Source organism: Dactylosporangium sp. CA-052675 (assembly GCF_050947935.1).
GTDB lineage: Bacteria > Actinomycetota > Actinomycetes > Mycobacteriales > Micromonosporaceae > Dactylosporangium.
Map to the genome: position 1 here is coordinate 9,926,855 of NZ_CP192010.1, position 25,309 is coordinate 9,952,163.

The following is a 25,309-nucleotide window of genomic DNA, read 5'->3' on the forward strand; positions in this document are numbered from 1 at the left end:
TGCCGGAGCAGGAGAACTCAGGCGACCCCGACGCGCGCGCTGAGCCAGTTCGCGAACTCGTCCGCGGGCAGCGGCTTGGAGATGTAGAAGCCCTGCACCAGGTTGCAGCCCTCCTGGCGCAGATGGTGCAGGGTCTCCTCGTCCTCCACGCCCTCCGCCACCACCATCAGGTCGAGGGCGTGGCCGAGCTGCACGGCCGAGCGCACCACCGCCCGGTCGCGGTGGTCCACGGCGATGCGCTGCACGAACGAGCGGTCGATCTTCACCTCGTGGATGGGCAGCTCGCGCAGGCGGCCCAGGGACGAGTAGCCGGTGCCGAAGTCGTCGATGGCGAGCTTCACGCCGAGGGCGTGCAGCCGGTCGAGGATCACGAGGGCGCCGGTCGGGTCGGCCATGATGCTGCTCTCGGTGATCTCCAGGGTGAGGGCGCTGGCCGGGACGCCGGCCTGGCCGAGCAGGCGGGCCACGATGTCGGGCAGGTCCGACTCCTGCAGCGAGTTCGGCGAGAGGTTCACGGCGACGTGCATGTCGTGGCCCGCGCGCCGCCACGCCGCGCACCGGCGCAGGGAGACCTCGAGCACGTGCAGGGTCAGGGAGCGGATGAGGCCGGAGTGCTCGGCGAGGGGGATGAACTCGTCGGGCGGGACGAAGCCGTGCACGGGGTGGTGCCAGCGGGCCAGGGCCTCGGCGCCGACGACGGCGCCGGTCGCGGTGGACAGCTTGGGCTGGAAGACCACGACGAGATCGTGGCGCTGGATGGCCTCGCGCAGGTCGGCGACCATGGCGAGCCGGCGCGGGCTGTTGCGGTCGTCGTCGCTGGTGTAGACGCGCACGCCGGTGTGGGTCGTCTTGGCCACGTACATCGCCACGTCCGCGCGCTGGATGAGCGTCTTGGCGTCATGGCCGTGCTCGGGCGCGAGGGCGATGCCGATGCTGCAGCGCGCGTTGAGCCGCAGGTGCCCGATCGGGATCGGGTGCTCCATCGCGGCGCCGAGGTCGTCGCCGACGGCGATGGCGACCTCGCGCGTGCGGATGTTCGGCAGCAGCACGGCGAACTCGTCCCCGCCGAAGCGAGCCACCGTGCCGCGGTCGCCCAGCCGCTCCTGGAGGCGCTCGCCGACGAGCCGCAGCAGCTGGTCGCCGACGTCGTGGCCGAGGGCGTCGTTGACGTCCTTGAACCGGTCGAGGTCCATCAGGAGCACGGCGACGGGGGTGCCGGCGGAGCGCAGCCGGTCGGTGAGCGCCTGGAAGCGCTGGCGGTTGGGCAGGCCGGTGAGCGGGTCGTAGTTGGCCAGGTGCTCCTTCTGCGCGACCTCGCGGCGCAGGTCGTCGAGGAGCCGGGCCTTGGTCAGCGAGAGGCTCGCGTGGTTGGCCAGCGCCTGGAACAGCCGCACGTGCTGCTCCCCGAAGGTGGGGATGTCGGGCAGGCTGTCGGCCACGAGGAGCACGCCGGACTCGCCGTCGTTCAGCGGTACGGGCACCGCGATGCCGTCCTCGATGGACCCGATCACGCGGCTGCCCTTGGCCACGAGCACCGGCGCGCCGGCCCGGGCGGGCTGCCACCACGCGGTCTCGGGCAGGGCCTCGGCGGTGCCGATCTCGAAGATGTTCGCCCCGTGCATGCGCAGCCGCACGTGGGCGCCGTCGGCGTCGGGGATGATGAGCTCGGCCCGTTCCGCGCGCAGCTGGTCGCGGGCCTGCTCGAGCACGATCCGGGCCACGCCGCGGGTGTCGAGGGGGCCGTCGAGGGCGCGCGTGAACGCGTACAGCTCCTCGACCTGCTGATGGCCCTGGCTCTGGCGGACGAAGGCGCGGTAGGCGCGGTACGTGACGGCGGAGACGATGGCCAGCAGCGCGATGGCCCGGGCGTCGCGCTCGATGGCGAGGGCGCTGATGAGCCCGATGCTGGTGGTGATGGCCACGAGCGGGAGGCCCTGCAGGGCGCTCGGCAGCCGGCGCCACTCGCTGGGGTCGTCGTGCAGCGCGATCACGGCGGTGACGAGGACCGCGGCGATCACGTCGGAGAGCAGCATGGCGATCAGGACGTACAGCCACTCCCTGGGCCCGTTGGGCAGCACGGGTCCGGCGAGGGTGCGCAGCAGCACGGCCGCGGCGGTGGTCTGCACCCCGAGGAGCGCGATGTTGAAGCCGAGCTTGACGCCGCGCTGGCGGCGCAGGACGGACAGGCCCACGACCCCGCCGATGAGGCGCACGCACAGCAGCAGCGTCGGGTCGACCGACAGCAGCCCCAGCACCATCGGGATCTCGCTGAGGCTCATCGCGTGGCCGCCGCGGCGCACCCGGACGTGGATCGCGAAGCCCTCGGTCAGCGCGAAGGCCACGAGCAGGATCGCGAGGGGTACCGCATCGGGAGCGGTGGGCAGGCCGACGGTCCGGATCCGCAGCGCGTGCGTCGCGACGGTCGCGACGCCCAGCCAGAGACTGAGCGTCGCGACCCGCGTATCCGGGCGACCCCAACCGCGTACTTTCGTCATCATCGCCCTGTTTGTAAGATTTGTTCGGTGTTACTGCCAGATGGAGCTGGACCAGTAGCTCCCACTCCAAGTTCGGCCGCTCCAGGTGTTTCCTGACCAAGTTCGGCCGCTCCATGTGCGCCCGTCCCACGTGGCGCCGCTCCAGGTGCGTCCGCTCCAGGTCCGGCCGTCCCAGTTGGTGCCCGACCAGTTGACCGAGCTCCAGGTCTTGGCCGTCGGCAGACCCGGGAACGAGCCGGTGCTCATCGCCGTGCCGGTCCAGGCCGCGCCGTTCCACGAGCCGCCGCTCCACGCGGTGCCGGCCGTGGCGGCCTTGCCCCAGGTGGTGCCGTTCCACGCCTTGCCCATGATGTCCTTCTCGCCGGTCAGCTCGACGCCGCTCGTCGGGTCGGCCACGTGGGCGGTGCCCCGGGACGCCTCGAGCGAGCCGGTCCCGCTGGACGCCGTCCAGGTCTGGGCGGCCGTGGTCGGCGTCGGTGCCTCGATGGCCCGCCTGATGTTCAGCTCGCCCGCCCCGCTGCCGAGCTTCTCGGCCTGGGGCATGACGTCGGCGGTGCTCGTGAGCAGCTTCTTCACCTGGTCCGGGGTGAGCGACGGGCGTTGCTGCAGCAGCAGCGCGACCGCGCCGGAGGTGATGGCCGCGGCCTGGGAGCTGCCGCTGCCGCGGAAGTAGCGGCCCGTGGTGTCGCCGGGGACGAGGCCGGTCGGGTAGTTCACGTCGACGTACGAGCCGGGGTCGCGCAGGCCGACGATCGAGCGCCCGGGCGCGGTCAGGTCGACCGAGCGGGTGGCGTTGCCGCGGCTGCTGAAGTCGGCCACGACGTCGTCGGCGCGCGAGTCGGTGCCCTTGGAGTCGGCGGCGCCGACCGCGATGACGTACGGGTTCACCGCGGGCATCGACAGGTTCGCGCGGGTGGTGCCGTCGTTGCCGCCGGACACGACCACGGTGATCCCCTTCTTCCAGGCCGACTCCACCGCGTGCGAGAGCGGGTCGAGCTTCTCGTCCTGGTTGGAGTCGGTGCCGAAGGACAGGTTGAGAACCTTGATGTTCAGGCCCGGGTCGTTGCGGTGCTGCACGACCCAGTCGATGCCGGCGATCACCTGGGACACGTCGGTGGCCCCGTCGGCGGCGGCGACCTTGACGCTGAGCAGCGTCGCGTTCGGGGCCATGCCGGTGAAGTTGCTCGGGTCGCTGACCGTCAGCAGGTTCGTGAGCGGGTCGCGCCCGGCGATGAGGCCGGCCATGTGGGTGCCGTGGCCGAACGTGTCGGTGTAGCGCAGGTTGGACGCCTGCGACTCGAACGACAGGTCGGGGCCGTTGATGATGCGGGTGGTGTCGTTGAGGCCCGTCACCGGCGAGACGCCGGAGTCGATGAGCGCCACGCCGACACCCGTGCCGGCGATGTTCCGGCCGCTCGAGTCGAGCTTCTTCCACACGTCGAGGGCGCCGGTGGCGCGAACGACGCTGAACATCGAGTTGGAGTCGCCGTCGGCGCGCCATCGGGCGGCGGAGAGGGAGACCGTGCCGTCCACGGTCACCCCGCGCACGCCGGGCGCGGTCTTGAGTGCGGACAGTCGCTGGCTCGGTACCTCGGCCACGAAACCGTCCACGACGGACAGCGGCCGCCCGACCTTGCCGCCGGCGCGGGAGACCGCGAGGGCGGCCGCGTCGGGATCGTCGTACTCGACGATGACGCGGGTCAGGCCGGCGGCGGTGGCCGTCGGGGTGGTGGCTGCGACCGCCGGCCCGCCCGGCGCGACCGCTCCGGCCGCGATCGCGATGATCGCGGCAGATGCGGCGCCCAGTGCGCTCCGGTATCTGCTCGGCATGCGGGCCCCTTCCATGGGTTCATGACTAGCCGTGATCCATGGTTGGGCAGCGCGTAGCGTTCCGTTGTCAACAGATCGGTCGTACTTCACGCACGGTGCGTGACGCCGAGCACTAGATTTCGGCGGGCGTGCGCCGAATTGCCCCGGGTCCCGGCCGCGGCACGACGTCACGGGGGGCGACCTCGTGGTGCCCGGCCTCGCACACGAGCGTGGCGTGCACGTGGGCGCCGCAGTCGCGGTGCACGGTCTCCAGCGGCGGGCCGCCCGGGTCGGCGAGGTACCGGTCGCCCCACTCGCGCACGGCGACGAGCAGCGGGTAGAGGTCGAAGCCCTTCTCGGTGAGGCGGTACTCGTCGCGGGCCCGCGACCCGGGCTCGCGGTAGGGCACCCGGCGCAGGATCCCGTTGTCCACGAGCACGCCGAGCCGGTTGGTGAGCACCTGCCGGGGGATGCCGGTGCGCTCCCGCATGTCGTCGAAGCGGAAGATGCCGTTGAAGACCTCCCGGAGCACGACGAGCGTCCACCGCTCCCCGAGAATCGCCATCGCGCGCCCGATCGTGCAGTTCTCGACGGACCACTCGAGTGCCCTAGGTCTCATGCTGCCAGGCTAACCCGGGGCTGAGTCCTGTTGACAGACTTAGCCCCGGGCCGCGACGCTGGCTCCATGACCCAGACCGAGGGCGACCTTCGCAGCCGCACGTTCTCCTGGTCCGACCCGATGCTCAACGCCGAGCAGATCGGCCGGCGCAGCGGGCTGGAACTGCTGCGAGCCATGAACCGCGGCGAGCTGCCGGCCCCACCGATCATGCACCTGCTCGGCACCGGGCGCTTCGACGTCGAGGAGGGGCGCGTCACGGTGACGCTGGAGCCGCAGGAGTACCACTACAACCCCCTCGGCACCGTGCACGGTGGGGTGCTGGCCACCCTGCTGGACACCGCCACGGGCTGCGCGGTCCACTCGACCCTGCCGGCGGGCATGGGGTACACGACGCTCGACCTCACCACCAAGTTCCTGCGCCCGGCCTCGATCGCCTCCGGCGTGCTGACGTGCGAGGGGACGGTGCTGTCGAAGGGGCGGCGCACGGCCCTGGCGCAGGCCCAGGTCACCGACGGCCGCGGCGCGCTGATCGCGCACGCCACGTCGACGTGCATGCTGTTCGAGATGCCGTGATCGCGGCGGCCGAGGCCCGCACCCCGGTCACGCGCGGGACGACGGCACCGGGTCGCGGCGGCCGGACGGGACCAGGCTCTGCCCCGGCGTGATGACCACCTGGCGAGGCTGGGCGATCTGGGCCACCAGCAGCGTGCCGACGAGGCCGAAGAGCGCGTAGCCGCCGAGCACGATCGCCGCGCGCTGCACTCCGGCGCCGTCGAAGTACACGATGCCGCGGATCGCCTCGGTGCCCAGGCCCGGCGGCAGCCACTGCCCGATCGCGCGCCAGAACGGCGGCAACAGCGGGGCCGGGTAGGCGCCGCCCGCGCTCGGGTTGCCGAGGACCACGAAGAGCAGGACCGTCAGGCCGGTACCGACGAAACCGAACGCCGCCTGCAGCGCCATCGTGCAGCAGCCCGCGGCGAACACCAGCAGCGCGCCGAACCACCACAGCTGCGCGAAGTGGCCGTCCAGGGCCCCGAACAGCGAGCCCGCGACGAGGGCGCCGCCGACGCCGGACACGGCCGAGTAGACCGCCAGGGACAGCAGCCGGACCAGGGCCCGGTGCGGGTTGGCGGGGCGGGCGCCCTTGCTCATGCTCACCGCGAGGGCGACCAGGTATCCGCCCACGACCCAGCCCAGCGCGAGGTAGAAGCCGGAGAGGCCGCGCGCGTCGCCGAGCAGGGCCGGGTGGGCGTCCTCGGTCGTGAAGGCGCGCTTCTGGGCGTCCTCGAGCGGCGTGATGATCTGCTCGAGCGCGGTGGCCACGCTCGAGCCGGCCGCACTGGCGACGATGAGCCGGTCGGTGGCGTCGGTGTTGGAGACGACGAACGCCCCGTACACCTCGCGCTGGTCGATCATCCGGCGTGCGGCGTCCTCGCTGAACGCGGGTCGCGCGTCCAGCGGCTCGCCGGGCAGCCGGTCGAGCTTGCCGACCAGGTCGTCGAGCGCCTCGGGGGGCGCGGCGACGGCCATAGGAATCCGGTGCGGGGTCGGCTCGTGGAAGGCCCCGATGTAGCTGGCGATGAACGCCATCTGCAGGGCCAGGACCGCGAGGACCAGCGCACCCGCGCGCGGCGTGACGCCGTCGCGCACTTCATGAAGAAATCCCGCTTTCACCACATTTGACGGTATCGTACGGGCGACTCCGGCGTGTCAGACTTGACCAGTTTTGTCGGCAACCGGGGCTTCTCGGCGGCGCGCCGGTCAGGAGGCGCGGAAGACCCACACCCGCATGAGGATGAACCGCAGCAGGGTGGTGACCGCGTTCGCGGCCAGGAGCACGGCGAGCTCGGCCGCGTGGGCGTGCCCGGGCGCGGCCATGTTCAGCGCGGCCAGCGCGGCCGCGTTGAGCGCCAGCCCGAGGACGAAGAGCATCAGGCCCTGGAGCTGGTGGCGGATCGCGCCTTCACCGCCGCGGATGGCGAACGTGAGCCGGCGGTTGAGCGCGGTGTTGGCGATCGCGGTGCTCAGCAGCGCCACGAAGTTCGCCGCCTGGGCCCCGAGCGCGGGGCGCAGAAGGGCGTAGAGGACCAGGAACGCCACGGTGGAGAGCACGCCGATGCCGCCGAAGCGCAGCAGCTGCGGCAGCATGCCGGCGGGGACGCCCTCGACCAGCGGGGCCCGCCCGAGCCGGCTGCGCAGCGCGGCGACCGGCACCTTCCCGGTGACCAGCGCCCGGCCCAGCCGCACGATGCCCTTGAGGTCGGCGACGGCGGTCGCGACGATGTCGACCCGGCTGTCGGGGTCGTCGATCCAGTCGACCGGCACCTCGTGGATGCGCAGGCCGGCGCGCTGGGCGAGCACGAGCAGCTCGGTGTCGAAGAACCAGCCGGTGTCCTCGACGAGCGGCAGGAGGTGCTCGGCGACCTCCCGGCGGATGGCCTTGAAGCCGCACTGCGCGTCGGAGAAGCCGGCGCTCAGGGCGGTACGAAGGATGCGGTTGTAACTGCGGGAGATGAACTCGCGCTTGGTCCCCCGCACGACCCGCGACCCGCGCGCCAGGCGGGAGCCGATCGACACGTCGGAGTGGCCCGACAGCAGCGGCGCGACCAGCGGCAGCAGCGCGTTGAGGTCGGTGCTGAGGTCGACGTCCATGTAGGCGAGCACGGGCGCGTCGGAGGCGGACCAGGCCTGCTTCAGCGCGCGGCCGCGGCCCTTCTCGGCGAGCCGGAGCACCTCGACGCCGTCCAGCTCCTGGCCGAGCGCCCGGGCGACCGCGGCCGTGCCGTCGGTGCTGGCGTTGTCGGCGACGGTGATGCGAAAGGGGTACGGAAAACTCTCGCTCAGGTGCCGGTGCAGGCGGCGCACGCAGGGAGCGAGATCGGCCTGCTCGTTGTAGACCGGGATGACGACGTCGAGGACGGCGCCGGTGTTGCGGGGGCCCGCGCCGACCGCGCGAGGAAGCGTCACACTGCTCATGCCCCGAAGCGTCCGGCCGGCACCTTCCGGCAACGTCCGGCGAACCTGTGCCCCGGCTGGGAGTCCCCGCGCCCGCTATGCGCCCGTGGCCTGCGCGAACTCGTCCGGCATCGGGGCCTGCACGGTCACCCGCGCGCCGTTGTGGTCGAACGACAGCCGCCACGAGTGCAGGAAGGTGCGGCCGGCCGGGTTCTTCTCGAACAGCGGGTCCCCCACGATCGGGTGGCCGATCCAGGCCAGGTGCACGCGGATCTGGTGGCGGCGGCCGGTGTGCGGATACGCCTCCAGCAGCGCGCGCTGCGGGGTCTGGGCGCGCACGGTGAAGGTCGTCGTCGACGGGTACGTCGGCACGGTGTCGAACACCGCCGACGCCGGCACGCTCCAGGTGCCGTCGGTGAGCACGATGCTCTCCCGGGGCGCCGCGATCCGGACCCGGTTCTTGCGCCCGACGCTCAGCGGCAGCTCGACGCGGCCGGACGGCGGCAGGCCGCCCGGGGCCGTCACCGCCAGATACGCCTTCTCCACCGTGCGCTTGTTGAACTGCCGCGTCAGGCCGCCGTGCGCGGCCAGGTCCTTCGCGAACAGGATCACGCCCGAGGTGACCTTGTCGATGCGGTGCACCGGGAACAGCTGCTCGCCGGCGTCCGCGGCCATGCGGACCAGGTCGGACTCGTGCCGCTCGCCCATCACGGAGACGCCCACCGGCTTGTCCAGCACCAGGATCGCGTCGTCCTCCAGCAGCACGCGCTCACGAAACTCGGCCCACATCGTCCTAATCTCGCACGGAGGGAAGAGGGGGCTCGCATGGACCTGAGCGAAATGGACCTGAGCGAGATCGAGCCGCACCGGCGGGAGCTGGAGCTGCACTGCTACCGGATGCTCGGCTCCTATCACGAGGCCGAGGACCTGGTGCAGGAGACGTTCCTGCGCGCCTGGAAGGGCTGGGACGCGTTCCAGGGGCGCTCGTCGGTGCGGGCGTGGCTCTACCGCATCGCCACCAACGCCTGCCTCGACGTGCTCAAGAGCGCCCAGCGCCGCATCCTGCCGATGGACCTCGGGCCGCCGTCCGGCCCCGGCGACGACCGGCCCCCGCGCGCCGACGTCGCCTGGCTGGAGCCGCTGCCCGACCGGGTGCTCGACGCCGACCCGGAGACCCGCGCGGTCGCCCGGGAGACGGTGGAGCTCGCGTTCCTGGCCGCGCTGCAGCACCTGCCGCCGCGGCAGCGGGCCGTGCTCGTCGCGCGGGACGTGCTCGGCTGGTCGGCGGCGGAGACCGCGGGGCTGCTCGACGTCACGGTCCCGGCGGTCAACAGCGCCCTGCAACGGGCCCGGGCGACCCTGCGGGAGCGGCTGCCGGAGCGCGGCGAGGACTGGACGCCCGAGCGTGGGCCCGACCCGGACGAGCAGGAGGTGCTGCGACGGTACGTCGAGGCCTTCCAGCGCGCCGACGTGCGGGGCATGGCGCGGCTGCTCGCCGACGAGGCGCGCGCGGCGATGCCGCCGCTGCCGATGTGGTACCTCGGCCGGGACGCCATCGCCGCCACGCTCGCGCAGAGCGTCCCGCCCGGCGCGCCGTTCCACGTCGGGCGGGTCCGCGCCGAGCTCACCCGCGCCAACCGCGACCCGGCGATGGTCGTCTACCACACGCCGCCGGGCGAGACGGTGGAGCGCCCCTTCGCCGTCGGGGTCATCCGCGTCGAGGGCGGCCTGATCACGGAGCTGACCGCCTTCCACGACCCGCGCGTCTTCGAGTTCTTCGTCGTCCACGACCGGGCGGGGTAGGGGAAACCCCCCTGCCGTTCGGCGGGCTGGCACCGCTGATTTCGCGGCCCCCGACCGGCAGGGTTGGTGGCATGGAGGCGATGGCCGGCTGGGCTTACCTGGTGATCTTCGTACTGCTGGTGCTGGACTGCTTGATCCCGGCGGTACCGGCGGAGACGAGCGTGATCGCGGGCGGGGCGCTCGCCGCGAGCGGGCACCTGCACCCGGCCGCCGTGCTGCTCTGCTCGATCACCGCGGTGTTCGCCGGCGACGTGCTCATGCACGAGGTGGCCCGGCGCGGCGGGCGGCGGCTGGTCGAGCGGCTCCTGCGCGGCGAGCGCTCCTGGAAGGCCGTCGGCTGGGTCTCGCGGCTGCTCGACCGGCACGGCGGCGCGATCGTCGCCGGCGGCCGGTTCGTGCCCCTCGGGCGCACCACGGTTGCCCTGGTGAGCGGCTACGCGCAGTTCCCGCGGCGGCGCCTGCTGCCCGCCCTGGCCGCCGGGGCCGTGCTGTGGAGCGTCTACATCGCCGGCCTGGGCTATCTCGGCGGGAACGTCTTCACCGGCAACCCGCTCGCGGCCGCGGGGCTGGGGATCGCGCTGTCGTTCACCGTGACGGGCGTGACGACGCTGGTACGGCGGCTACGTTTGCGAACGCGCCCGGCCGGGCAACCACTCATCAGCAAGGCGTGACCGGAATACGTGGAAGGGACGTGCGATGAGTTTCACGGACAAGGTCGAGCACAAGGCCGAAGAGCTCAAGGGTGCCGCCAAGGAGAAGTACGGCGACATGACCGACAACGAGCGGCTCCAGGCCGAAGGCGCCGCTGAGCGCGCCGCCGCGAAGGCCAAGCAGGCCGGCGATCACGTGAAGGACGCCGGGCGCAACGTCGCCGACGCGTTCGACCGCTGATCGCACTCGCGACGCAGATGGGCCGCCCCGATTCCGGGGCGGCCCGCCCGCGTTCTCAGGCCCGTTCTTCGGGGCCGAACGCGGCGCACGTGAGGATGAGCAGGCCCACGGCGATGTCGTTGGCGGTCGAGGCCGACCAGCCGAACCGCAGCACCAGCGGCGCGACGAGCACCCATCCGGCGAGCCCGCCGATGATCGGGGTGAACCCGGCCGCGCTCGGCTTGAGCAGCCGGATCAGGGTCGTGACGGCCAGCGCGATGCCGGTCACCGCGTCGCTCCAGAAGATGTCGTAGCGGCCCGCCCCGATGTACCCGAACGGCACCGCCGACACCACCAGCCACACCGCCGCCAGGAAGACGACGGTCAGCGGCAGGGTCCGCGTCGCGCGGGCGGCGGGGGGCCGCTCGGGCGCGACGGGATCCAGGCGGATGTGCGCCGGCGTCGTGAAGTCCTGTTCCGAGATGAAGCTGCTCATGGCCGACAGCCTTCGGGGCGGCCGGATGAGCGGTGATCACCCCGCCGGAGCGCTTTCGTTCCAGGAGCGGTCGAGCGCGGTGACGCAGTACGTGCCCTTGGGGCCGGTGAACTCCCCGTCGCCGCCGCGCCGGGTGGCGACCAGTTTGGCCGCACCGCCGTCGACCCGGTAGACCGCCGCGGAGACGCCCTGGCCCTTCCAGGTCAGCTTCACGTTGTCACCGTCGGCCGCGGTGGACAGGGTGGGTGCGGCCGGGGCCTTGTTCGGCAGCCACCGCATGAGCGGCGGCAGCGCGGGCGTGCTGTAGAAGTCGCCGGCGTACTTCGAGACGGAGCCGAGCGCGTCCGCCCGCAGGTTCTTGGCGCTGAAGTGGACGCTGCCGGTGACCTGGGCGTACTTGCGGTTCAGGGCGAGCTGGCGGTCGAGCTCGGCGGGGTCGGACCACGGGCCGGCCTGCCCGACGCGGTAGTCGGCCTGGCCGATGTACAGCTGCACCCTCGTGTCCTTGACGACGTCGACCCACCAGGGCACGAGCTTCGCGTAGTCGGCGACGTCGAAGCCGATGTTCCAGTACAGCTGCGGCACGATGTAGTCGAGCCACTGCTCGCGCACCCATGTGCGGGTGTCGGCGTAGATGTCGTCGTAGCTCTGCAGGCCGCGGGTCGGCGAGCCGGCCGGATCGGTGCCGTCGTTGCGCCAGATCCCGAACGGGCTGATCCCGAACTTCACCCACGGCTTGAGCTGCTTGATCCGCTGACTCACCTCCTTGACCAGCAGGTTCACGTTCTCGCGGCGCCAGTCGGCCTTGCTCTTGCCGCCGCCGTACTGCCGGTACGCCCCGTCGTCGGGGTAGTCCTGCTTGCCGACCGGGTACTGGTAGAAGAAGTCGTCGAAGTGCACGCCGTCGACGTCGTACTGCTGCACCGCCTCCAGCATCGAGTCCTCGACGAACTTGCGCGCCTCGGGAATGCCCGGGTTGAAGTGCAGGCGGCTGCCGGTGGTGCCCACCGATGGGTAGACGACCGCCCACTCCGGGTGCTTGCGCAGCGGGTGGTCGGGGGCGAGCGCGTTGATGTCCGGGCCGGCCCCGGAGGGCGCGGGCTGGCTGCCCCGATACGGGTTGAACCAGGCGTGGAACTCCAGATCGCGCCGGTGCGTCTCGTCGATCATCCACTGCATCAGGTCGAAGCCGGGGCCCTGGCCGCGCACCCCGGTGATCCACTCCGACCAGGGCGCGAAGTCGGACGGCCACAGCGCGTCGCCGCTGGGCCGGACGTGCACGAAGACCGCGTTGAGGTTGCGGCGCTGGGCGAGGTCCAGCCAGCCCAGGTACTCCTGCTTGATCTGGTCCGCGGGCAGCCCCGGGCGGCTGGGCCAGTCGATGTTCTCGACCGTGGTGATCCAGACGCCGCGCAGCTCCCGGGGCGCGCTCAGCGGGACGCCGCCGCAGCGGGACGCGCGCGGGTCGGTGGCCCGGTCGGCCCGGTCCGCGATGCGGTCGACACGGTCCGTGGAGGGCGTGCCGGCCGAGGCGTTGATGGCGTCGTCCCAGACCATGCGGGCCAGCCCGACGCCGCCCAGGAGGACCAGCACGAGCCCGATCACGAGCGGCAGCACCGACGTGCGGGCGGGCAGGCGGTGATGCACCGGCCCAGTCTGCCCGTAGGGCGGGGGCCGGAAGCAAGACATCGGGGCAACTTCTGCCCTAACGGACCAGTCGGGACTGGTCCTCCAGTTCCGCCATCAACCGCTCGGTGGCCCGGCTCACGGCGGCGTCCATGAGCCGCCGCTCGGCCACCACGGTCTCCAGGCCGTCGCCGGCCAGGGCCTGCGCCCGGTCCGTGACCAGCAGCTCCTGCTCGTGGCGGCGGGTCTCGGACAGCTCCTTGCGCCGGGCCTCGCGGGCCTCGGTGCGCTCGTAGCCGTTGCCGTGCGAGACCAGCTTGAGCCAGACCGCGGCGCAGTCCAGGCAGACCAGCAGCGCGGCGACGCCGAGATAGAAGAACCCGAAGCCCCAGAAGTCGCTGGTCACCAGGTGCCACATCGCGGTCGTGCGGGCCCCGAAACCGGCCCCGGCCTCGACCGAGGCCCGATTCGCGCCGCGCTGCTCGGCGATCTGCGCGAGCAGCGACCGCACCTGGTCGGCGCGGGACTGCCGGCCCGGCTCCTGGCCGGCGCGCAGCGTCGCGGCCTCGCCGTCGAGGCGGGTGGCCTCGTCCATGAGCGTGCGGGACTGCCGCACGAGCGTGTCGCAGTAGCCGCCGGCCGGGCAGCCGGCCCGCCGGGTCACGCCGCCGGCGCGGGAGTCGGCCAGCGCCTGGTCGTAGATCGCCGCGGACTCCTTGCGCTTGTCCGCGGCGAGCCGGTGCAGGTCGGCCACGGCCTTGTCGTCGGCGGTGTCCTGCGCCCGCAGCGCGTCGACCTGGCGCTGGAAGGTGGCGATCGCGCCGCTCTGCTCGAGCCGGGCGAGCTGCTGGTTGTGCACGGTGCCGAGGTAGGCGTCGATCTCGCCCTTGTACCGGGCGAGCATGAGCGGCTCGGTGATCACCACGGCGAACAGCAGCGCGAGCAGCATGCGCCCGGCGTAGAGCCCGAGCGTGCGCCGCCGCAGCAGATGGTGCGGGTCGGCCGAGTCCAGCTGCTCGAAGTTCACCGCGACGCGCCCGACCACGGCCCGGTCGTAGGCGATGACCGCCAGCGCGACCGGCGGACCGACCAGCCACTGCCACCACGGGTGCGCGTAGTTCGTGGACGCGTCGACGAAGCTCGCCGCGCCGACGATCGCGTACACGCCATATAGCAGGATGAAGAGCCCGATGGAGCTGTAGAGCGCCCGATCGGTGTGGGTCCGCACGCTCGCCGGGTTGACGTTGGCGACCTTCAGAAGCGCGGATCCCCCTGCCATGCTAGCGACGGTACGCGAGGATAAGTCGCATTCATGGGCGTTTGACGAAAGGCGGCCGTCCCCGGCGACCGCTCCCGTCCGCCGGCGTGGCGGGGCGGACCAGACGGGCAGGAGTAAAAAAGCGCGCATCGTGGTATGCCAGAGGGCACGGCTTTTCCCAGCGCGGAGGTGGCATCCCATGGGCAAGGACGTCGAGTCGACCGTCTTCAGCCGGGAAGACCGGATGCGGTACCGCGACAAGGTCCGCCGCTGCCTGGACGCGTTCGCCCGGATGCTCGCCGAGAACCCGTTCGAGGCCGGCGACGGCATGAGCGGCCTCGAGATCGAGCTCAACCTCGTCGACGAGCACTACGACCCGGCGCTGCGCAACCAGCGGGTGCTCGACACGCTGGCCGACCCGGCGTTCGTGACCGAGCTCGGCCAGTTCAACATCGAGATCAACGTGCCCCCGCAGCGGCTCGCCGGCGACGGCCTGGCCAGGTTCGAGGCCCAAGTGCGGGAGAGCCTCAACGCGGCCGAGGAGCACGCGGCCCAGGTCGACACCCGGCTCGCGATGATCGGCATCCTGCCGACGCTGCGCCGCGACCTGCTCACGCCCGACGTGCTGTCGGCCAATCCGCGGTACTCGCTGCTGAACGAGCAGATCTTCGCGGCCCGCGGCGAGGACCTCATGATCGCCATCGACGGGGTCGAGCGGCTGCACGTGCGGTGCGACTCGATCGCGCCCGAGGCGGCCTGCACCAGCGTGCAGTTCCATCTCCAGGTGACGCCGCAGCAGTTCGCGGCGTACTGGAACGCGGCCCAGGCCATCGCGGCCGTGCAGGTGGCGCTGGGGGCGAACGCGCCCTACCTGTTCGGCCAGGAGCTGTGGCGCGAGACCCGCATCCCGCTGTTCGAGCAGGCCACCGACACCCGCGCGGAGGAGCTCAAGAGCCAGGGCGTGCGACCGCGGGTCTGGTTCGGGGAGCGCTGGATCACCTCGATCTTCGACCTGTTCGAGGAGAACGTGCGGTACTTCCCCGCCCTGCTGCCCATCTGCGAGGACGAGGACCCGATCGACGCCCTCGAGCGCGGCGAGGCGCCGCGGCTGGGCGAGCTCAAGCTGCACAACGGCACCATCTACCGCTGGAACCGGCCCATCTACGACGTCGTCGACGGCCGGCCCCACGTGCGGGTCGAGAACCGGGTACTCCCGGCGGGCCCGACGGTCGTGGACAGCATGGCCAACGCCGCGTTCTACTTCGGCCTCGTGCACCGGCTCGCGAGCCAGGACCGGCCGGTGTGGACCCAGATGTCGTTCGGCGCGGCCGAGGAGAACTTCCACACCGCGGCCCGCCTGGGCATCGAGGCCTCGGTGTTCTGGCCGGGCCTGGGCTCGGTCCCGGTGACCGAGCTGGTGCTGCGCCGGCTGCTGCCGCTGGCCTACGAGGGCCTGGACGACTGGGGCGTCGACCCCGGCCACCGCGACCGGCTGCTCGGCATCATCGAGCACCGCTGCCTCGCCCAGCGCAACGGCGCCGCCTGGCTGGTCGAGGCCGCGCACGCGATCGAGGGCAGCGGCCCGGTGCAGCGGGACGACACGATGCGCAAGCTGCTCGCGGAGTACCTTCCGAGGATGCATTCGAACATCCCCGTGCACGAATGGTGACCGGCGAGCTCGTCCTGACCCAGGACGGCCCGCTCGCCACCCTCGTGATCACCAACCCGGCCAAGCGCAACGCGATGAGCGCCGGGATGTGGGCCGCCCTGCCCGAGATCCTCGGCCGGCTCGCCAAGGACGACTCGGTGCGCGTGCTGGTGGTGGCCGGGGCCGGGGGCACGTTCTGCGCCGGGGCCGACCTCACGGAGGCCGCGGCGATCGCCCGGGCCGGCGACGACAGCGTGGCGGTCGCGGCCGAGCGGGCCCTCGCGGACTTCCCGCGGCCGACGATCGCGCGCATCGACGGCTTCTGCGTCGGCGGCGGCTGCCAGCTGGCCGTCGCCTGCGATCTGCGGGTCGCGGGCGAGTCGGCGCGCTTCGGGGTCACCCCGGCCAAGCTCGGCATCGTCTACCCGCCGGTGCCGACCCGCCGCCTGGCCGCGCTCGTCGGCCCGGCCCGCGCGAAGCTGCTGCTCTACACCGCGGACCTGTTCGACGCGCGGTCCGCCGAGCGCTGGGGCCTGGCCGACCTCGTGGTCCCGGACGACGCCCTGGCGGCGACCGTCGACGACCTCGCCGCGACGATCGCGTCCCGCTCCCGGCTCACCCTGCGCGCCGCGAAGGCCGTCCTGGGCGGTCTGGCGGTTCCGGAGCAGGACGAGGCCGAGATGGCGGAGGGCATCGGCGCGTTCCGGGAGCGCCGGGCGCCGAACTGGACCTGACTCACAGCCGGCCCACAGCTTCTCCCCACGCCGCCGGAAGGGTCGAGCCGCAGCGTGAGTGGCATGACAACCACGCTGACCCCGCCGGCCGCGCCCCCGGCGCCCGCCGCGGCCCGGGCCGAGACGCGGGCCGGCGATCCCGTCTGGGTGCGGCCCGCCCTCGTGCTCCTGCTGCTCGCCACCGGCGCGCTGTACCTGTGGAACCTCAGCGCGTCCGGCTGGGGCAACGCGTTCTACGCGGCCGCGGCCCAGGCCGGCGGCGAGAGCTGGAAGGCGTGGTTCTTCGGATCCTCGGACGCCTCGAACTTCATCACGGTCGACAAGACGCCGGCCGCCCTCTGGGTCACCGGCCTCGCGGTGCGGATCTTCGGGCTCAGCTCGTGGAGCGTCCTCGCCCCGCAGGCGCTGATCGGGGTCGCGACCGTCTGGCTGCTGTACCTCACCGTGCGCCGCTGGCACGGCCCGGCCGCCGGCCTGCTCGCCGGGGCGGTGCTCGCGACCACGCCGGTCGCCACCCTGATGTTCCGGTTCAACAACCCCGACGCGCTGCTCATGCTGCTGCTGGTCGCGGGCGTCTACGGCATGCTGCGGGCGATCGAGCGCGGCAGCACCTGGTGGCTGGTCCTCGCCGGCTCCGCGGTCGGCTTCGGGTTCCTGACGAAGATGCTGCAGGCGCTGCTCGTGGTGCCCGCGTTCGGCCTGGCCTACCTGCTCTTCGCCCCGACCGGCTGGGCGCGCCGGCTGGTGCAGCTGCTCGTGGCGGGCGCGGCGGTCATCGTCTCGGCGGGCTGGTGGGTGGCGGTCGTGTCGCTCACCCCGGCGTCGTGGCGGCCCTTCGTCGGCGGCTCGCAGACCAACTCGATCCTGGAGCTCACCCTCGGGTACAACGGCTTCGGCCGGCTCACCGGGAACGAGACCGGCAGCGTCGGCGGCGGTGGGGGCGCCGGCGGCGGCTGGGGCGAGACCGGCTGGTCGCGCCTGCTCGACGGGCAGACCGGCGGCCAGGCGTCCTGGCTGCTCCCGGCGGCGCTGATCCTCACCGTCGCGGGCCTGGTCTGGTCGGCGCGCAGGGCCGCCTACGTGCTGTGGGGCGGCTGGCTGGTCACCACCGCGCTCGTGTTCAGCTACATGCGGGGCATCTTCCACGACTACTACACGGTGGCCCTGGCCCCGGCGATCGGCGCGCTGGTCGGCATGGGGGCGGCGACCCTGTGGCGGCGACGCTGCGACCTGTACGCCCTGCTGGTTCTCGGCGGCTCCGTGGCGGTGACCGCGGTGTGGTCGTACATCCTGCTCAACCGCGCGACCGACTTCCACCCGTGGCTGCGCGTCGCCGTGCTCGCCGCCGGGGCCCTGGGCGGCGCCGGCATCCTGCTCAGCCAGCAGCTCGGCCGCGGCCTGCGCCTGGCCGCCGCGGCCCTGGCCCTGTTCGCGGTCCTGGGCGGCCCGATCGCCTACTCGCTGAACACGGCCGCGACCGCGCACACCGGCTCGATCGTCACGGCCGGCCCGGCGGTCGCGGGCGGCAACGGCTTCGGCGGCGGGGGTCGCGGCTTGCCCGTCGGCGGGGGCGCCCCGTTCCGCGGCGGCTTCACCGGCGGCGGCATCGGCGGGGGCATGGGCGGACTGCTCAACGCCACGACCCCGAGCACCGAGGTGGTCGCCGCGCTGCGGCAGGACAGCGCCAAGTACGCCTGGGTGGCCGCGGCGATCGGCTCCAACAACGCCTCGGGCTACCAGCTGGCGACCGAGCTGCCGGTGATGGCGATCGGCGGGTTCAACGGCAGCGACCCGGCGCCGAGCCTCGCGCAGTTCCAGCAGTACGTGCGCGAAGGCAGGATCCACTACTTCATCGGCGGCTCCGGGCTGGGCGGGCGCAGCAACGGCGGGAGCAGCGTGAGCGCGCAGATCGCGGCCTGGGTCGAGGCCAACTACACCGCCACCACGATCGGCAACACCACCCTGTTCGACCTCACGAGCTGAACCCTTCTCCCCTCCCGACCGCGAAGCCCCGCCGGGTCCCCCGTCCGGCGGGGCTTCGCCTATGCGAGCACCGCCGCCAGCGCCAGCAGGATCGCGAGGCTGTTGGTGAGGCAGTGGGCGGCGATGCTGATCCACACGCTGCGGACCCGCAGCATCACGGCGATGAGCACGAGCTGGGCCGCGAAGACGAAGAGGAACCGCTCGGGCTGCCAGTAGTGCTGGGCCGCGAACAGGCCGGCGGAGGTGACGACCGCGAGGGCGCCGCGGACCGGCAGGCGCGGCAGGAGGTACGCGCGGAAGTACAGCTCCTCCACCGCCGGGTTCACGAGCCCGTCCACGACCAGGGCGAACGCCAGCGTCGCGACCATGGTCCAGACTGGGAACGCGCCCGGGTCCGAAGGCAGCAGCCACGCCGCCGGGTAGACGTCGAGGATGCGGTGCTCCACGGGCGCGAGCAGGATGACCAGGCCGAAGGCCATCGCGATCAGGCAGGGCAGGATCGTGAGGTACAGCCGCAGCGGCAACCTCCGCCGGAACGCCAGGATGCCGGGCAGCCCGCGCCAGGACCAGCCGGCCGCGCGCAGCAGCAGGCCGAGCTCGATCGGGGTCAGCACGAGCGCGAAGGCCAGGGTGAGCGCGAACTGCGGCGGCAGGTGCCAGGCCCGCACGACCGGCCCGAACGCGAGCGCGGCCACGAAGGTCACGGCGGCCGGGAGCAGGTGCAACGCGAGGACCGCGGGCCAACTCAGCCTGGTCCGGGGTGCGGCCCCGGCCCGGGTCAGGACGGTCGTCGTCATAGACGTGACGCTATGGAATCGCGGGCGCCCGGCCCATCCCGCTGGGCGTAGTCTTCGGGGTAGTGCAGGCCCTACCGTCCGCTGTTGGTGACCGCCCAGTCGATCAGGGGCGCCAGCGAGTCCATCAGCGCCGCGCCACTCGGGCTCAGCCGGTACTCCACCGAGGGCGGCACGGTCGGGAACACCGTCCGCTCGACCAGCCCGTCAGCCTCGAGCGTCCGCAGGGTGCGCGTGAGCATCCGCTGGCTGATGCCCTCGATCGCCCGGTGCAGCTCGTTGAAGCGGTAGGCCCGCCGCGCCAGCAACGAGAGCACCAGCAACGTCCAGCGCTCCCCCATGCGGCGCACGATGCCGGTCACCGGGCAGGCGTCGTACTCGGCCACGGGCACACGGGTGTGCGTATCCAACATTGAAGTGCCTCCTTACGCGCCTGCCGCCAGCGTACTGAGATGGAGGGCATGAGCGGCATGAGCCCGAAAACTGTGGTGGTCGCCGGTGGGACCGACGGGATGGGGCGGGCGACCGCGCTCGCCCGGCACGAGCGCGGCGACCGTGTCCTGGTCATCGGCAGCAACGCGGAGAAGGGGCGCACGCTGCCCTCCGGCGTCGAGTTCCTGCCGGCCGACCTGAGCTCGGGCGCGGCCGTGCGGGAGGTGCTCGGCGAGCTGAACGCGAGGCTGACCGCGCTCGACGCGCTCGTGCTGTGCGCCAACCGGGTCAGTCCGGCGCGGCGGGAGACGGCGGAGGGGCTCGAGTACACCTTCGCCCTGTATTTCCTGGCCCGCCATCGCCTCGCCGAGGGCCTGCGCCCGGTGCTGGAGGCGGCGCCGCGGCCGGTCATCGTGAACGTCGGCGGGGTCGGCGTGACCAAGGGCGAGATCGCGTGGGACGACCTGCAGCTGCGGGCCGGCTACTCGATGGTGCGCGCCCAACTGCAGGCGGGCCGGCTCAACGACCTGCTCGGCGCCGGGTACTCGGGCAAGGCGCGCTATGTGCTGTACCACCCGGGCTTCACCGACAGCGGGGACCGCACGCCGCTGAGCGCGCCGCTGCGGGTCGCGCTCGGCCTGCTCGCCCGCGTGGCGGCCCGCCCGGTCGCCGAGTCGGCCGCCCCGATCGTGGCGCTCGTCGACGATCCGCCCGCGGCCCAGCTCACGGCGCTGGACCGCGGCCGGACGCTGCCGCCGTCGCTGCCGACCCTCGACCCGGCCGCGGCCGCGCGCCTGCGGGCGGTGGTCGACGGCCTCCCCCGAACGGCCTGACCTTCGGGCCGTTCGCGCACCGTTCATGCGGGGTTAGCGCTGGTACCCGACGCTGCGCTCGTGCGCACCAAACTCCTCTTGCTCGCCGCGGCGCCGCTGCCCGCCGTCGAGCGCTTCGACCCGGCGACGGGCGCGATCACCCGGGAGTGGAACCTGACCGCGGACCTGCCGCCGGTCGCCGCGAACAGCGGCCTGGAGGGCATCACCTTCGTCCCGGACTCGTACCTGACCGCGAAGGGCTTCCGCGACGAGCACACGGGCGCGGCGTACGACCCCGCGACCTACCCGAACCACGGCGGCGGGCTGTTCCTCGTCGGGCTCGAGGCGAACGGGTCCATCTACGCGTACGCGATCCTGCTCACGGTCGCGGCCGGGGGCTCGGTCACGTACGACGACACGCTGACCGGCATCGCCTCCAATTCCGGCGTGCGCTGCGAGTCCTTCACCGGCTGAACGGCCGCGCGCCCGACATAGAGGAACGGCCTCCGACCGGGTGTCAGGGGCCGTTTCGTCGTCCGTCCCGATATGTCGGGCGCTGGCGCGCCACGACATATCGCATTTATACCCCGACAGGTCATATGTCCGAAAAGTCGTGGCACGGAGTGTCCGACTTTTCGATCAAGGCCGCGACCAGCACAGACAGCACTGCCAACAGACCCTGTCACCGCCTTCCCCGGGGCACAAAGAAGCGAGCTCCGGAAACCCCAAGCGGGCCTGGCGCGAACGCCGGCCCCGAGGGGTGCGGATGGGGCGAAGCCCCCGCCGGGGCGCAAGCGGAGCGAGCGCAAACCCGCAAAGCGGGCCCTGGCGCGATCACCCCCAACACCGCGAACGCCAGCCAAGGGGGGGTGCGGGTGGGCGAAGCCCCCGCTGGGGAGCGAGCGAAGCGAGCGCGAAGCCCCACCGAAGCCCCCGGCAAGCGGCCCCCGCCGCGAAGCAGGGGCCGCCGAAGAGGTGGCCCCGGCGCGAATCGAACGCGCGACACCCGCTTTAGGAGAGCGGTGCTCTATCCCCTGAGCTACGAGGCCGTTGTGCTGCTGCTCCGAGTCTAGGGGAACCATGGCATCGACCGAAATCGCGTATCCGTGCAACCTTGTCACGTACCCCCTCGTTTCAGCCCGACCGTCGGCCCGAACAGGTGCGGGACGAGTACGTCGAGGAACCGGCGCGGGATCTACGACCTGCCCGTCGACGAGGTGGCCACGATCTTGAACAGCGGCCGCCGCGACCTCGCGGATCCAGCCGATGACGGGCGCACGGTCTGCCCGTCGACGAGGTGGCCACGGTCTTGAACAGCGGCCGCCGCGACCTCGCGGATCCAGCCGATGACGGGCGCACGGTGCCTAACGGTCAGAGCGGTTCGACGGCATGCGTGCGGACGTGCCGATGAGGGCACGGGCCCGGGCCACCTTCACCGCCTCCGTGAGGGTGGCCAGGTCGTAGGCGCCGTAGTGGCGCTGGCCGTTGATGAAGAACGTGGGTGTGCCGCCGACGCCGCTCAGGTCGGCGGACTCGACGTCCTGCGCGATGCGGCCCGTGTGCGCGTGGCGCACGAGGTCCTTGTGGAAGCGCTCGCGGTCCAGGCCGAGCTGCTCGGCGTACGCCACCAGTGCCGTCGGCCGGAGCTCGTCCTGGTGGTCGAGCAGCAGGTCGTGCATGGGCCAGAAGGCGCCCTGCGCGGCGGCCGCCTCGGACGCCTCGGCCGCCAGCTGGGCCTGCGGGTGCACGTCGGTCAGGGGCAGGTGCCGCCACACGTACCGCAGGTCGGCGTCCGAGAGCAGTTCGCGCACCACGGGCTCGGCCTGGCCGCAGTACGGGCACTGGAAGTCGCCGTACTCCACGATCGTCACGGACGCGCCGGCCGCCCCGCGCACGTGGTCGACGCTCACGTCCACCGGCGGGATGAGGTCCACGAGCACCTCGGCCTCGCCGAGCAGGGCCCGGGCCCGGCGGTGCTTGGGCATGAGCGCCGTCACGCGGTACACGATCCAGGTGAGCAGCGACGCGAGCACCGCCGCCGCGAGGACGCCCAGCTTCGCCTCGGCGAGCGCGTCGCCCGTGAACGCCAGGCTGGCGATCAGCAGCGACACCGTGAAGCCGATGCCCGCGATCGTGCCGCTGCCGAGCACCGCCGCCCACCCGGCGCCGGGCCGCACCCGGCCGCCCGACAGGCGCGTGACCAGCCACGACGTGCCGACCACGGCGACCGGCTTGCCGAGCACGTAGCCGGCGAGCACGCCGAGCGTCACCGGCGAGGTGAACGCCTTCACCAGGAACGCCCCGTCGACCGGGATGCCGGCGTTGGCCAGGCCGAAGAGCGGGACGATGACGTAGCTGCTCCACGGGTGGTACATCCGCTGGAGGCGGTCGTTCGGCGACAGCGTGCGCGTCAGGCCCACCGACGCCGAGCGGGCCAGCTCCGCCGTCGGCTGCTCGCGGAAGAGCTTGAACAGCCCGCTCGCCGCCTCCAGGGCGCCCCGGGCCGGGGTGTACGCGGTCGCGGTGAGGCCGATGGCCAGGCCGGCGACGACCGGGTCGACGCCGGAGCGCAGCAGGAGGTACCACAGCACGATGCAGAACGGCGCGTAGACGGCCCCCGAACGCACCCCGAGGGCGCGCAGGCCGAGCAGCGCACCGAACACCACCAGGGCCAGGAGCAGGGGCATCGCCGCGATGTGCTCGGAGTACGCCACGGCGATGACGATCAGCGCGACGAGGTCGTCGACGACGAACACGGTCAGCAGGAAGACCCGGGCCTGCTCGGGCACGCCCCGGCCGACCAGCGCCAGCAGGCCCAGCGCCAGCGCGGTGTCGGTCGACATCGCCACGCCCCAGCCGTGCGCGCCCGCGCCGCGGGCGTTGACCGCGAGGTAGATGCCGACCGGCAGCACCATGCCGGCGACCCCGGCCGCGAACGGCAGCAGGAAGCGGCGCCGGTCGCGCAGGTCGCCCAGGTCCAGCTCGCGCCGCGCCTCCAGGCCCACGACCAGGAAGAACAGCGTCATGAGCCCGCTGTTGACCCAGGTCCGCAGATCGTGGGCGAGCTCCCAGCCGCCGACCTTGAGCGCGAGTTGGGTGCGCCAGATCCGCTCGTACCCGTCCGCGTCGACGTTGGCCCAGACCAGCGCGGCGACGATGGCGGCGACGAGCACTCCCGCGCTGCCGGACTCGGTCGCGATGAAGCTGCGCAGCGGTGCGGCGATGTCGCGGCGCCAGAGCGACTTGCCGCCTTCGGACGACGGGTCGGCCATATCGGCAAAGTCTAGGCTCAGCGATCGTGAGCATTCGGGTGGTGATCGCCGACGACCAGGCGATGGTGCGCGACGGGCTGCGGCGCATCCTCGGGGCCGCGGGCGACATCGAGGTCGTGGGCGAGGCCGCCGACGGGGTCGAGGCGCTCGAGCTGGTGCGCACGGCGCGGCCCGACGTGGCACTGGTCGACATCCGGATGCCCCGCATGGACGGGCTCACCCTCACCCGCGAGCTGGCCGGCGGCCCCACCCGGGTCGTGGTCGTGACGACGTTCGACCTCGACGAGTACGTGTACGCGGCCCTGCGCAACGGGGCGGCCGGCTTCCTGCTCAAGCGCTCCGGCCCGGCCCTGCTCACCGAGGCCGTCCGGGCCGCCGTCTCCGGCGAGAGCCTGATCAGCCCCGCGGTCACCGTCAAGCTGCTGCGGCACCTGTCCGGCCCGCGCCCGGAGTCGCCGGAGCCGCTGACCGAGCGCGAGCTGGAGATCGCCGCGCACGTCGGGGCGGGCCGCACCAACGCCGAGATCGGCGCGGAGCTGTTCATTTCGGCCGGCACCGTGAAGACGCACGTCGCCGCGGTCCAGCGCAAGCTCGGGGTCCGCAACCGGGTGGGCATCGCGGTCTGGGCCTGGAACCACGGGGTCGTCGCGCCGTGAGGGCGCTCTGGCTGCTGCTGCTGATCGTCCCGGTGCTGTGCGGGCTGCCGTTCACCCGGGCCGCCGGCGTGCTCGTGAGCGTCGCGGCCATGTTCGCCGTGGCGGCGGCCGTGCGCCCCGCCCTCGCGCTCTGGGCGGCCGCGGTCTCGATCGCCGTGACCGTGATCTATCGGGGCCCGCCCCAGCCGCCGGGGCTCTGGTTCATCTTCGAGTTCACCCCGCTGCTCATCCTGGTGACCCGCACCGCCCGGGCGGGCCGGTGGGTCGCGGCCCTGGCCGCGCTCGCCGTCACCGTCCTGCCGCTGCGGGTCACCCTGCACCAGCCCGACCACCGGCTCGACGGATCCGTGCTCGTGGTCGCCACCGCGTTCGCGTGCGCCGTGGCCGCCGCCGGGCTCGGGCTCCACCTGCGGGCCGGGGACGCGCGGCGCGCCCGCGCGCTGGGCGCGGCCCGGCGCTCGCAGCGGCTGGAGCTGGCCCGGGACCTGCACGACCTCGTGGCGCACGAGGTCACCGGGATCGTGCTCGAGGCGCAGGCGGCGCAGGTCGCGCCGGCCGCGGACTCCTACGAGCGGATCGAGGCCGCGGGGCAGCGGGCGCTCGCGGCGATGGACGACATGGTGGCCGCCCTGCGCGACGACGCCGCGCCCGCGCGCCCGCCCGGCCTGGCCGACCTGCCGGGGGTGGTGTCGCGCTTCGGCCCGGCGGCGACGCTGTCGATAGCCCCGGGCGTCGAGCTGTCCGAGGCGGCGGGCACCGCGGCCTACCACGTGGTGATCGAGGCGCTGACCAACGTGCGCCGACACGGCGACGGCCAAGTGGCCATAGCCCTGGACGAGAACGCCCTGCTGACCGCGGTCTCCGACATGTCCGGAACACCGGGGACGCGGCCAAGCGGTGGCCACGGGCTCGACGGGCTGCGCGAGCGAGTCGAGGCCGTGGGCGGGACGTTCAGCGCGGGACCGCGAGACGGCAAGTGGGTCGTCCGCGCCGATCTCTCCCGTTCGGCAGATGTGCGGCAGCGGCGGCGCCAGCAGCCTTGAGGGC

Annotated in this window: 23 protein-coding genes and 1 tRNA gene; 11 read left to right on the top strand and 13 right to left on the bottom strand. The window is 72.9% G+C overall.

From position 1 onward, the window contains the following. Positions 1-17: 17 nt before the first annotated feature. From ACQP1P_RS44600 to ACQP1P_RS44610, 3 genes are all read right to left on the bottom strand, one after another. Positions 18-2,498, bottom strand: a complete 2,481-nt coding sequence (locus ACQP1P_RS44600; protein ID WP_433080929.1) for a putative bifunctional diguanylate cyclase/phosphodiesterase — start codon at positions 2,496-2,498, stop codon at positions 18-20. A 27-nt stretch (positions 2,499-2,525) separates the two neighbouring features. Further along, a complete protein-coding gene (locus ACQP1P_RS44605; RefSeq protein WP_433080930.1) occupies positions 2,526-4,325 on the bottom strand; it encodes a S8 family serine peptidase in 1,800 nt (599 codons plus the stop codon). Positions 4,326-4,437: 112 nt separating this feature from the next. Continuing rightward, positions 4,438-4,923: a winged helix-turn-helix transcriptional regulator gene (locus ACQP1P_RS44610; protein ID WP_433080932.1), complete on the bottom strand. Its 486-nt coding sequence runs from the start codon at positions 4,921-4,923 to the stop codon at positions 4,438-4,440. 66 nt (positions 4,924-4,989) lie between these two features. Between ACQP1P_RS44610 and ACQP1P_RS44615 the strand changes: the two genes are divergently transcribed. Then, the gene (locus ACQP1P_RS44615; RefSeq protein WP_433080934.1) at positions 4,990-5,496 is read left to right on the top strand and encodes a PaaI family thioesterase; all 507 of its coding nucleotides are present in this window, start codon (positions 4,990-4,992) and stop codon (positions 5,494-5,496) included. A gap of 27 nt (positions 5,497-5,523) precedes the next feature. On the opposite strand, the gene ACQP1P_RS44620 is transcribed toward ACQP1P_RS44615, so the two are convergent. From ACQP1P_RS44620 to ACQP1P_RS44630, 3 genes are all read right to left on the bottom strand, one after another. After that, the gene (locus ACQP1P_RS44620; RefSeq protein WP_433080936.1) at positions 5,524-6,573 is read right to left on the bottom strand and encodes a hypothetical protein; all 1,050 of its coding nucleotides are present in this window, start codon (positions 6,571-6,573) and stop codon (positions 5,524-5,526) included. A 111-nt stretch (positions 6,574-6,684) separates the two neighbouring features. Further along, the gene (locus ACQP1P_RS44625; RefSeq protein WP_433080938.1) at positions 6,685-7,899 is read right to left on the bottom strand and encodes a glycosyltransferase; all 1,215 of its coding nucleotides are present in this window, start codon (positions 7,897-7,899) and stop codon (positions 6,685-6,687) included. Positions 7,900-7,974: 75 nt separating this feature from the next. Next, positions 7,975-8,667 (bottom strand): RluA family pseudouridine synthase, encoded by a 693-nt coding sequence (locus ACQP1P_RS44630; RefSeq protein WP_433080940.1) that lies wholly within the window; start codon positions 8,665-8,667, stop codon positions 7,975-7,977. A gap of 36 nt (positions 8,668-8,703) precedes the next feature. On the opposite strand from ACQP1P_RS44630, the gene ACQP1P_RS44635 reads away from it, so the two are divergent. The 3 genes from ACQP1P_RS44635 (at position 8,704) to ACQP1P_RS44645 (ending at position 10,572) form a co-directional block, all read left to right on the top strand. Further along, on the top strand, positions 8,704-9,681 hold the full coding sequence (locus ACQP1P_RS44635) for a sigma-70 family RNA polymerase sigma factor (RefSeq protein ID WP_433080942.1): 978 nt from the start codon (positions 8,704-8,706) through the stop codon (positions 9,679-9,681). 71 nt (positions 9,682-9,752) lie between these two features. After that, positions 9,753-10,352, top strand: coding sequence for a DedA family protein (locus ACQP1P_RS44640; RefSeq protein ID WP_433080944.1), 600 nt, complete (start codon positions 9,753-9,755; stop codon positions 10,350-10,352). A gap of 25 nt (positions 10,353-10,377) precedes the next feature. Then, on the top strand, positions 10,378-10,572 hold the full coding sequence (locus tag ACQP1P_RS44645; RefSeq protein WP_433080946.1) for a CsbD family protein: 195 nt from the start codon (positions 10,378-10,380) through the stop codon (positions 10,570-10,572). 55 nt (positions 10,573-10,627) lie between these two features. Here the strand turns inward: ACQP1P_RS44645 and ACQP1P_RS44650 are convergent, their stop codons facing one another. From ACQP1P_RS44650 to ACQP1P_RS44660, 3 genes are read right to left on the bottom strand one after another with little or no spacing between them, the layout of a single operon-like run. Continuing rightward, positions 10,628-11,047, bottom strand: a complete 420-nt coding sequence (locus ACQP1P_RS44650; protein ID WP_433080948.1) for an SPW repeat domain-containing protein — start codon at positions 11,045-11,047, stop codon at positions 10,628-10,630. Positions 11,048-11,083: 36 nt separating this feature from the next. Then, on the bottom strand, positions 11,084-12,694 hold the full coding sequence (locus ACQP1P_RS44655) for a glycoside hydrolase family 10 protein (RefSeq protein WP_433080950.1): 1,611 nt from the start codon (positions 12,692-12,694) through the stop codon (positions 11,084-11,086). Between the two features lie 58 nt (positions 12,695-12,752). Beyond that, positions 12,753-13,952: a DUF4407 domain-containing protein gene (locus ACQP1P_RS44660; RefSeq protein WP_433080952.1), complete on the bottom strand. Its 1,200-nt coding sequence runs from the start codon at positions 13,950-13,952 to the stop codon at positions 12,753-12,755. A gap of 178 nt (positions 13,953-14,130) precedes the next feature. On the opposite strand from ACQP1P_RS44660, the gene ACQP1P_RS44665 reads away from it, so the two are divergent. From ACQP1P_RS44665 to ACQP1P_RS44675, 3 genes are all read left to right on the top strand, one after another. Beyond that, positions 14,131-15,600, top strand: coding sequence for a glutamate-cysteine ligase family protein (locus ACQP1P_RS44665; protein WP_433080954.1), 1,470 nt, complete (start codon positions 14,131-14,133; stop codon positions 15,598-15,600). Further along, positions 15,594-16,313: an enoyl-CoA hydratase/isomerase family protein gene (locus tag ACQP1P_RS44670; protein ID WP_433080956.1), complete on the top strand. Its 720-nt coding sequence runs from the start codon at positions 15,594-15,596 to the stop codon at positions 16,311-16,313. Before ACQP1P_RS44665 ends, ACQP1P_RS44670 begins: the two co-directional genes overlap by 7 nt. Before the next feature lie 63 nt (positions 16,314-16,376). After that, complete coding sequence (locus ACQP1P_RS44675) at positions 16,377-18,296, top strand: ArnT family glycosyltransferase (RefSeq protein ID WP_433080958.1); 1,920 nt, start codon at positions 16,377-16,379, stop codon at positions 18,294-18,296. A 59-nt stretch (positions 18,297-18,355) separates the two neighbouring features. On the opposite strand, the gene ACQP1P_RS44680 is transcribed toward ACQP1P_RS44675, so the two are convergent. Together ACQP1P_RS44680 and ACQP1P_RS44685 are read right to left on the bottom strand one after the other, a co-directional pair. After that, positions 18,356-19,093: a lysostaphin resistance A-like protein gene (locus ACQP1P_RS44680; protein WP_433080960.1), complete on the bottom strand. Its 738-nt coding sequence runs from the start codon at positions 19,091-19,093 to the stop codon at positions 18,356-18,358. Positions 19,094-19,164: 71 nt separating this feature from the next. Beyond that, the gene (locus ACQP1P_RS44685; protein WP_433080962.1) at positions 19,165-19,503 is read right to left on the bottom strand and encodes a winged helix-turn-helix transcriptional regulator; all 339 of its coding nucleotides are present in this window, start codon (positions 19,501-19,503) and stop codon (positions 19,165-19,167) included. A 57-nt stretch (positions 19,504-19,560) separates the two neighbouring features. Here ACQP1P_RS44685 and ACQP1P_RS44690 point away from each other — a divergent pair, with 57 nt between their 5' ends. Together ACQP1P_RS44690 and ACQP1P_RS44695 are read left to right on the top strand one after the other, a co-directional pair. Further along, a complete protein-coding gene (locus tag ACQP1P_RS44690) occupies positions 19,561-20,355 on the top strand; it encodes an SDR family NAD(P)-dependent oxidoreductase (protein WP_433080964.1) in 795 nt (264 codons plus the stop codon). Positions 20,356-20,415: 60 nt separating this feature from the next. Then, positions 20,416-20,808, top strand: a complete 393-nt coding sequence (locus ACQP1P_RS44695; protein ID WP_433080965.1) for a hypothetical protein — start codon at positions 20,416-20,418, stop codon at positions 20,806-20,808. Positions 20,809-21,310: 502 nt separating this feature from the next. On the opposite strand, the gene ACQP1P_RS44700 is transcribed toward ACQP1P_RS44695, so the two are convergent. Together ACQP1P_RS44700 and nhaA are read right to left on the bottom strand one after the other, a co-directional pair. Next, a tRNA-Arg gene (locus tag ACQP1P_RS44700) sits at positions 21,311-21,383 on the bottom strand. Positions 21,384-21,698: 315 nt separating this feature from the next. Further along, a complete protein-coding gene (gene nhaA / locus ACQP1P_RS44705; RefSeq protein ID WP_433080967.1) occupies positions 21,699-23,606 on the bottom strand; it encodes a Na+/H+ antiporter NhaA in 1,908 nt (635 codons plus the stop codon). Between the two features lie 26 nt (positions 23,607-23,632). On the opposite strand from nhaA, the gene ACQP1P_RS44710 reads away from it, so the two are divergent. Continuing rightward, a complete protein-coding gene (locus ACQP1P_RS44710) occupies positions 23,633-24,262 on the top strand; it encodes a response regulator (protein WP_433080969.1) in 630 nt (209 codons plus the stop codon). Beyond that, positions 24,259-25,305 carry a sensor histidine kinase gene (locus ACQP1P_RS44715; protein WP_433080971.1) on the top strand — a complete coding sequence of 349 codons (1,047 nt, stop codon included), beginning with the start codon at positions 24,259-24,261 and terminating at the stop codon, positions 25,303-25,305. Before ACQP1P_RS44710 ends, ACQP1P_RS44715 begins: the two co-directional genes overlap by 4 nt. The last annotated feature ends 4 nt before the right edge of the window (positions 25,306-25,309 follow it).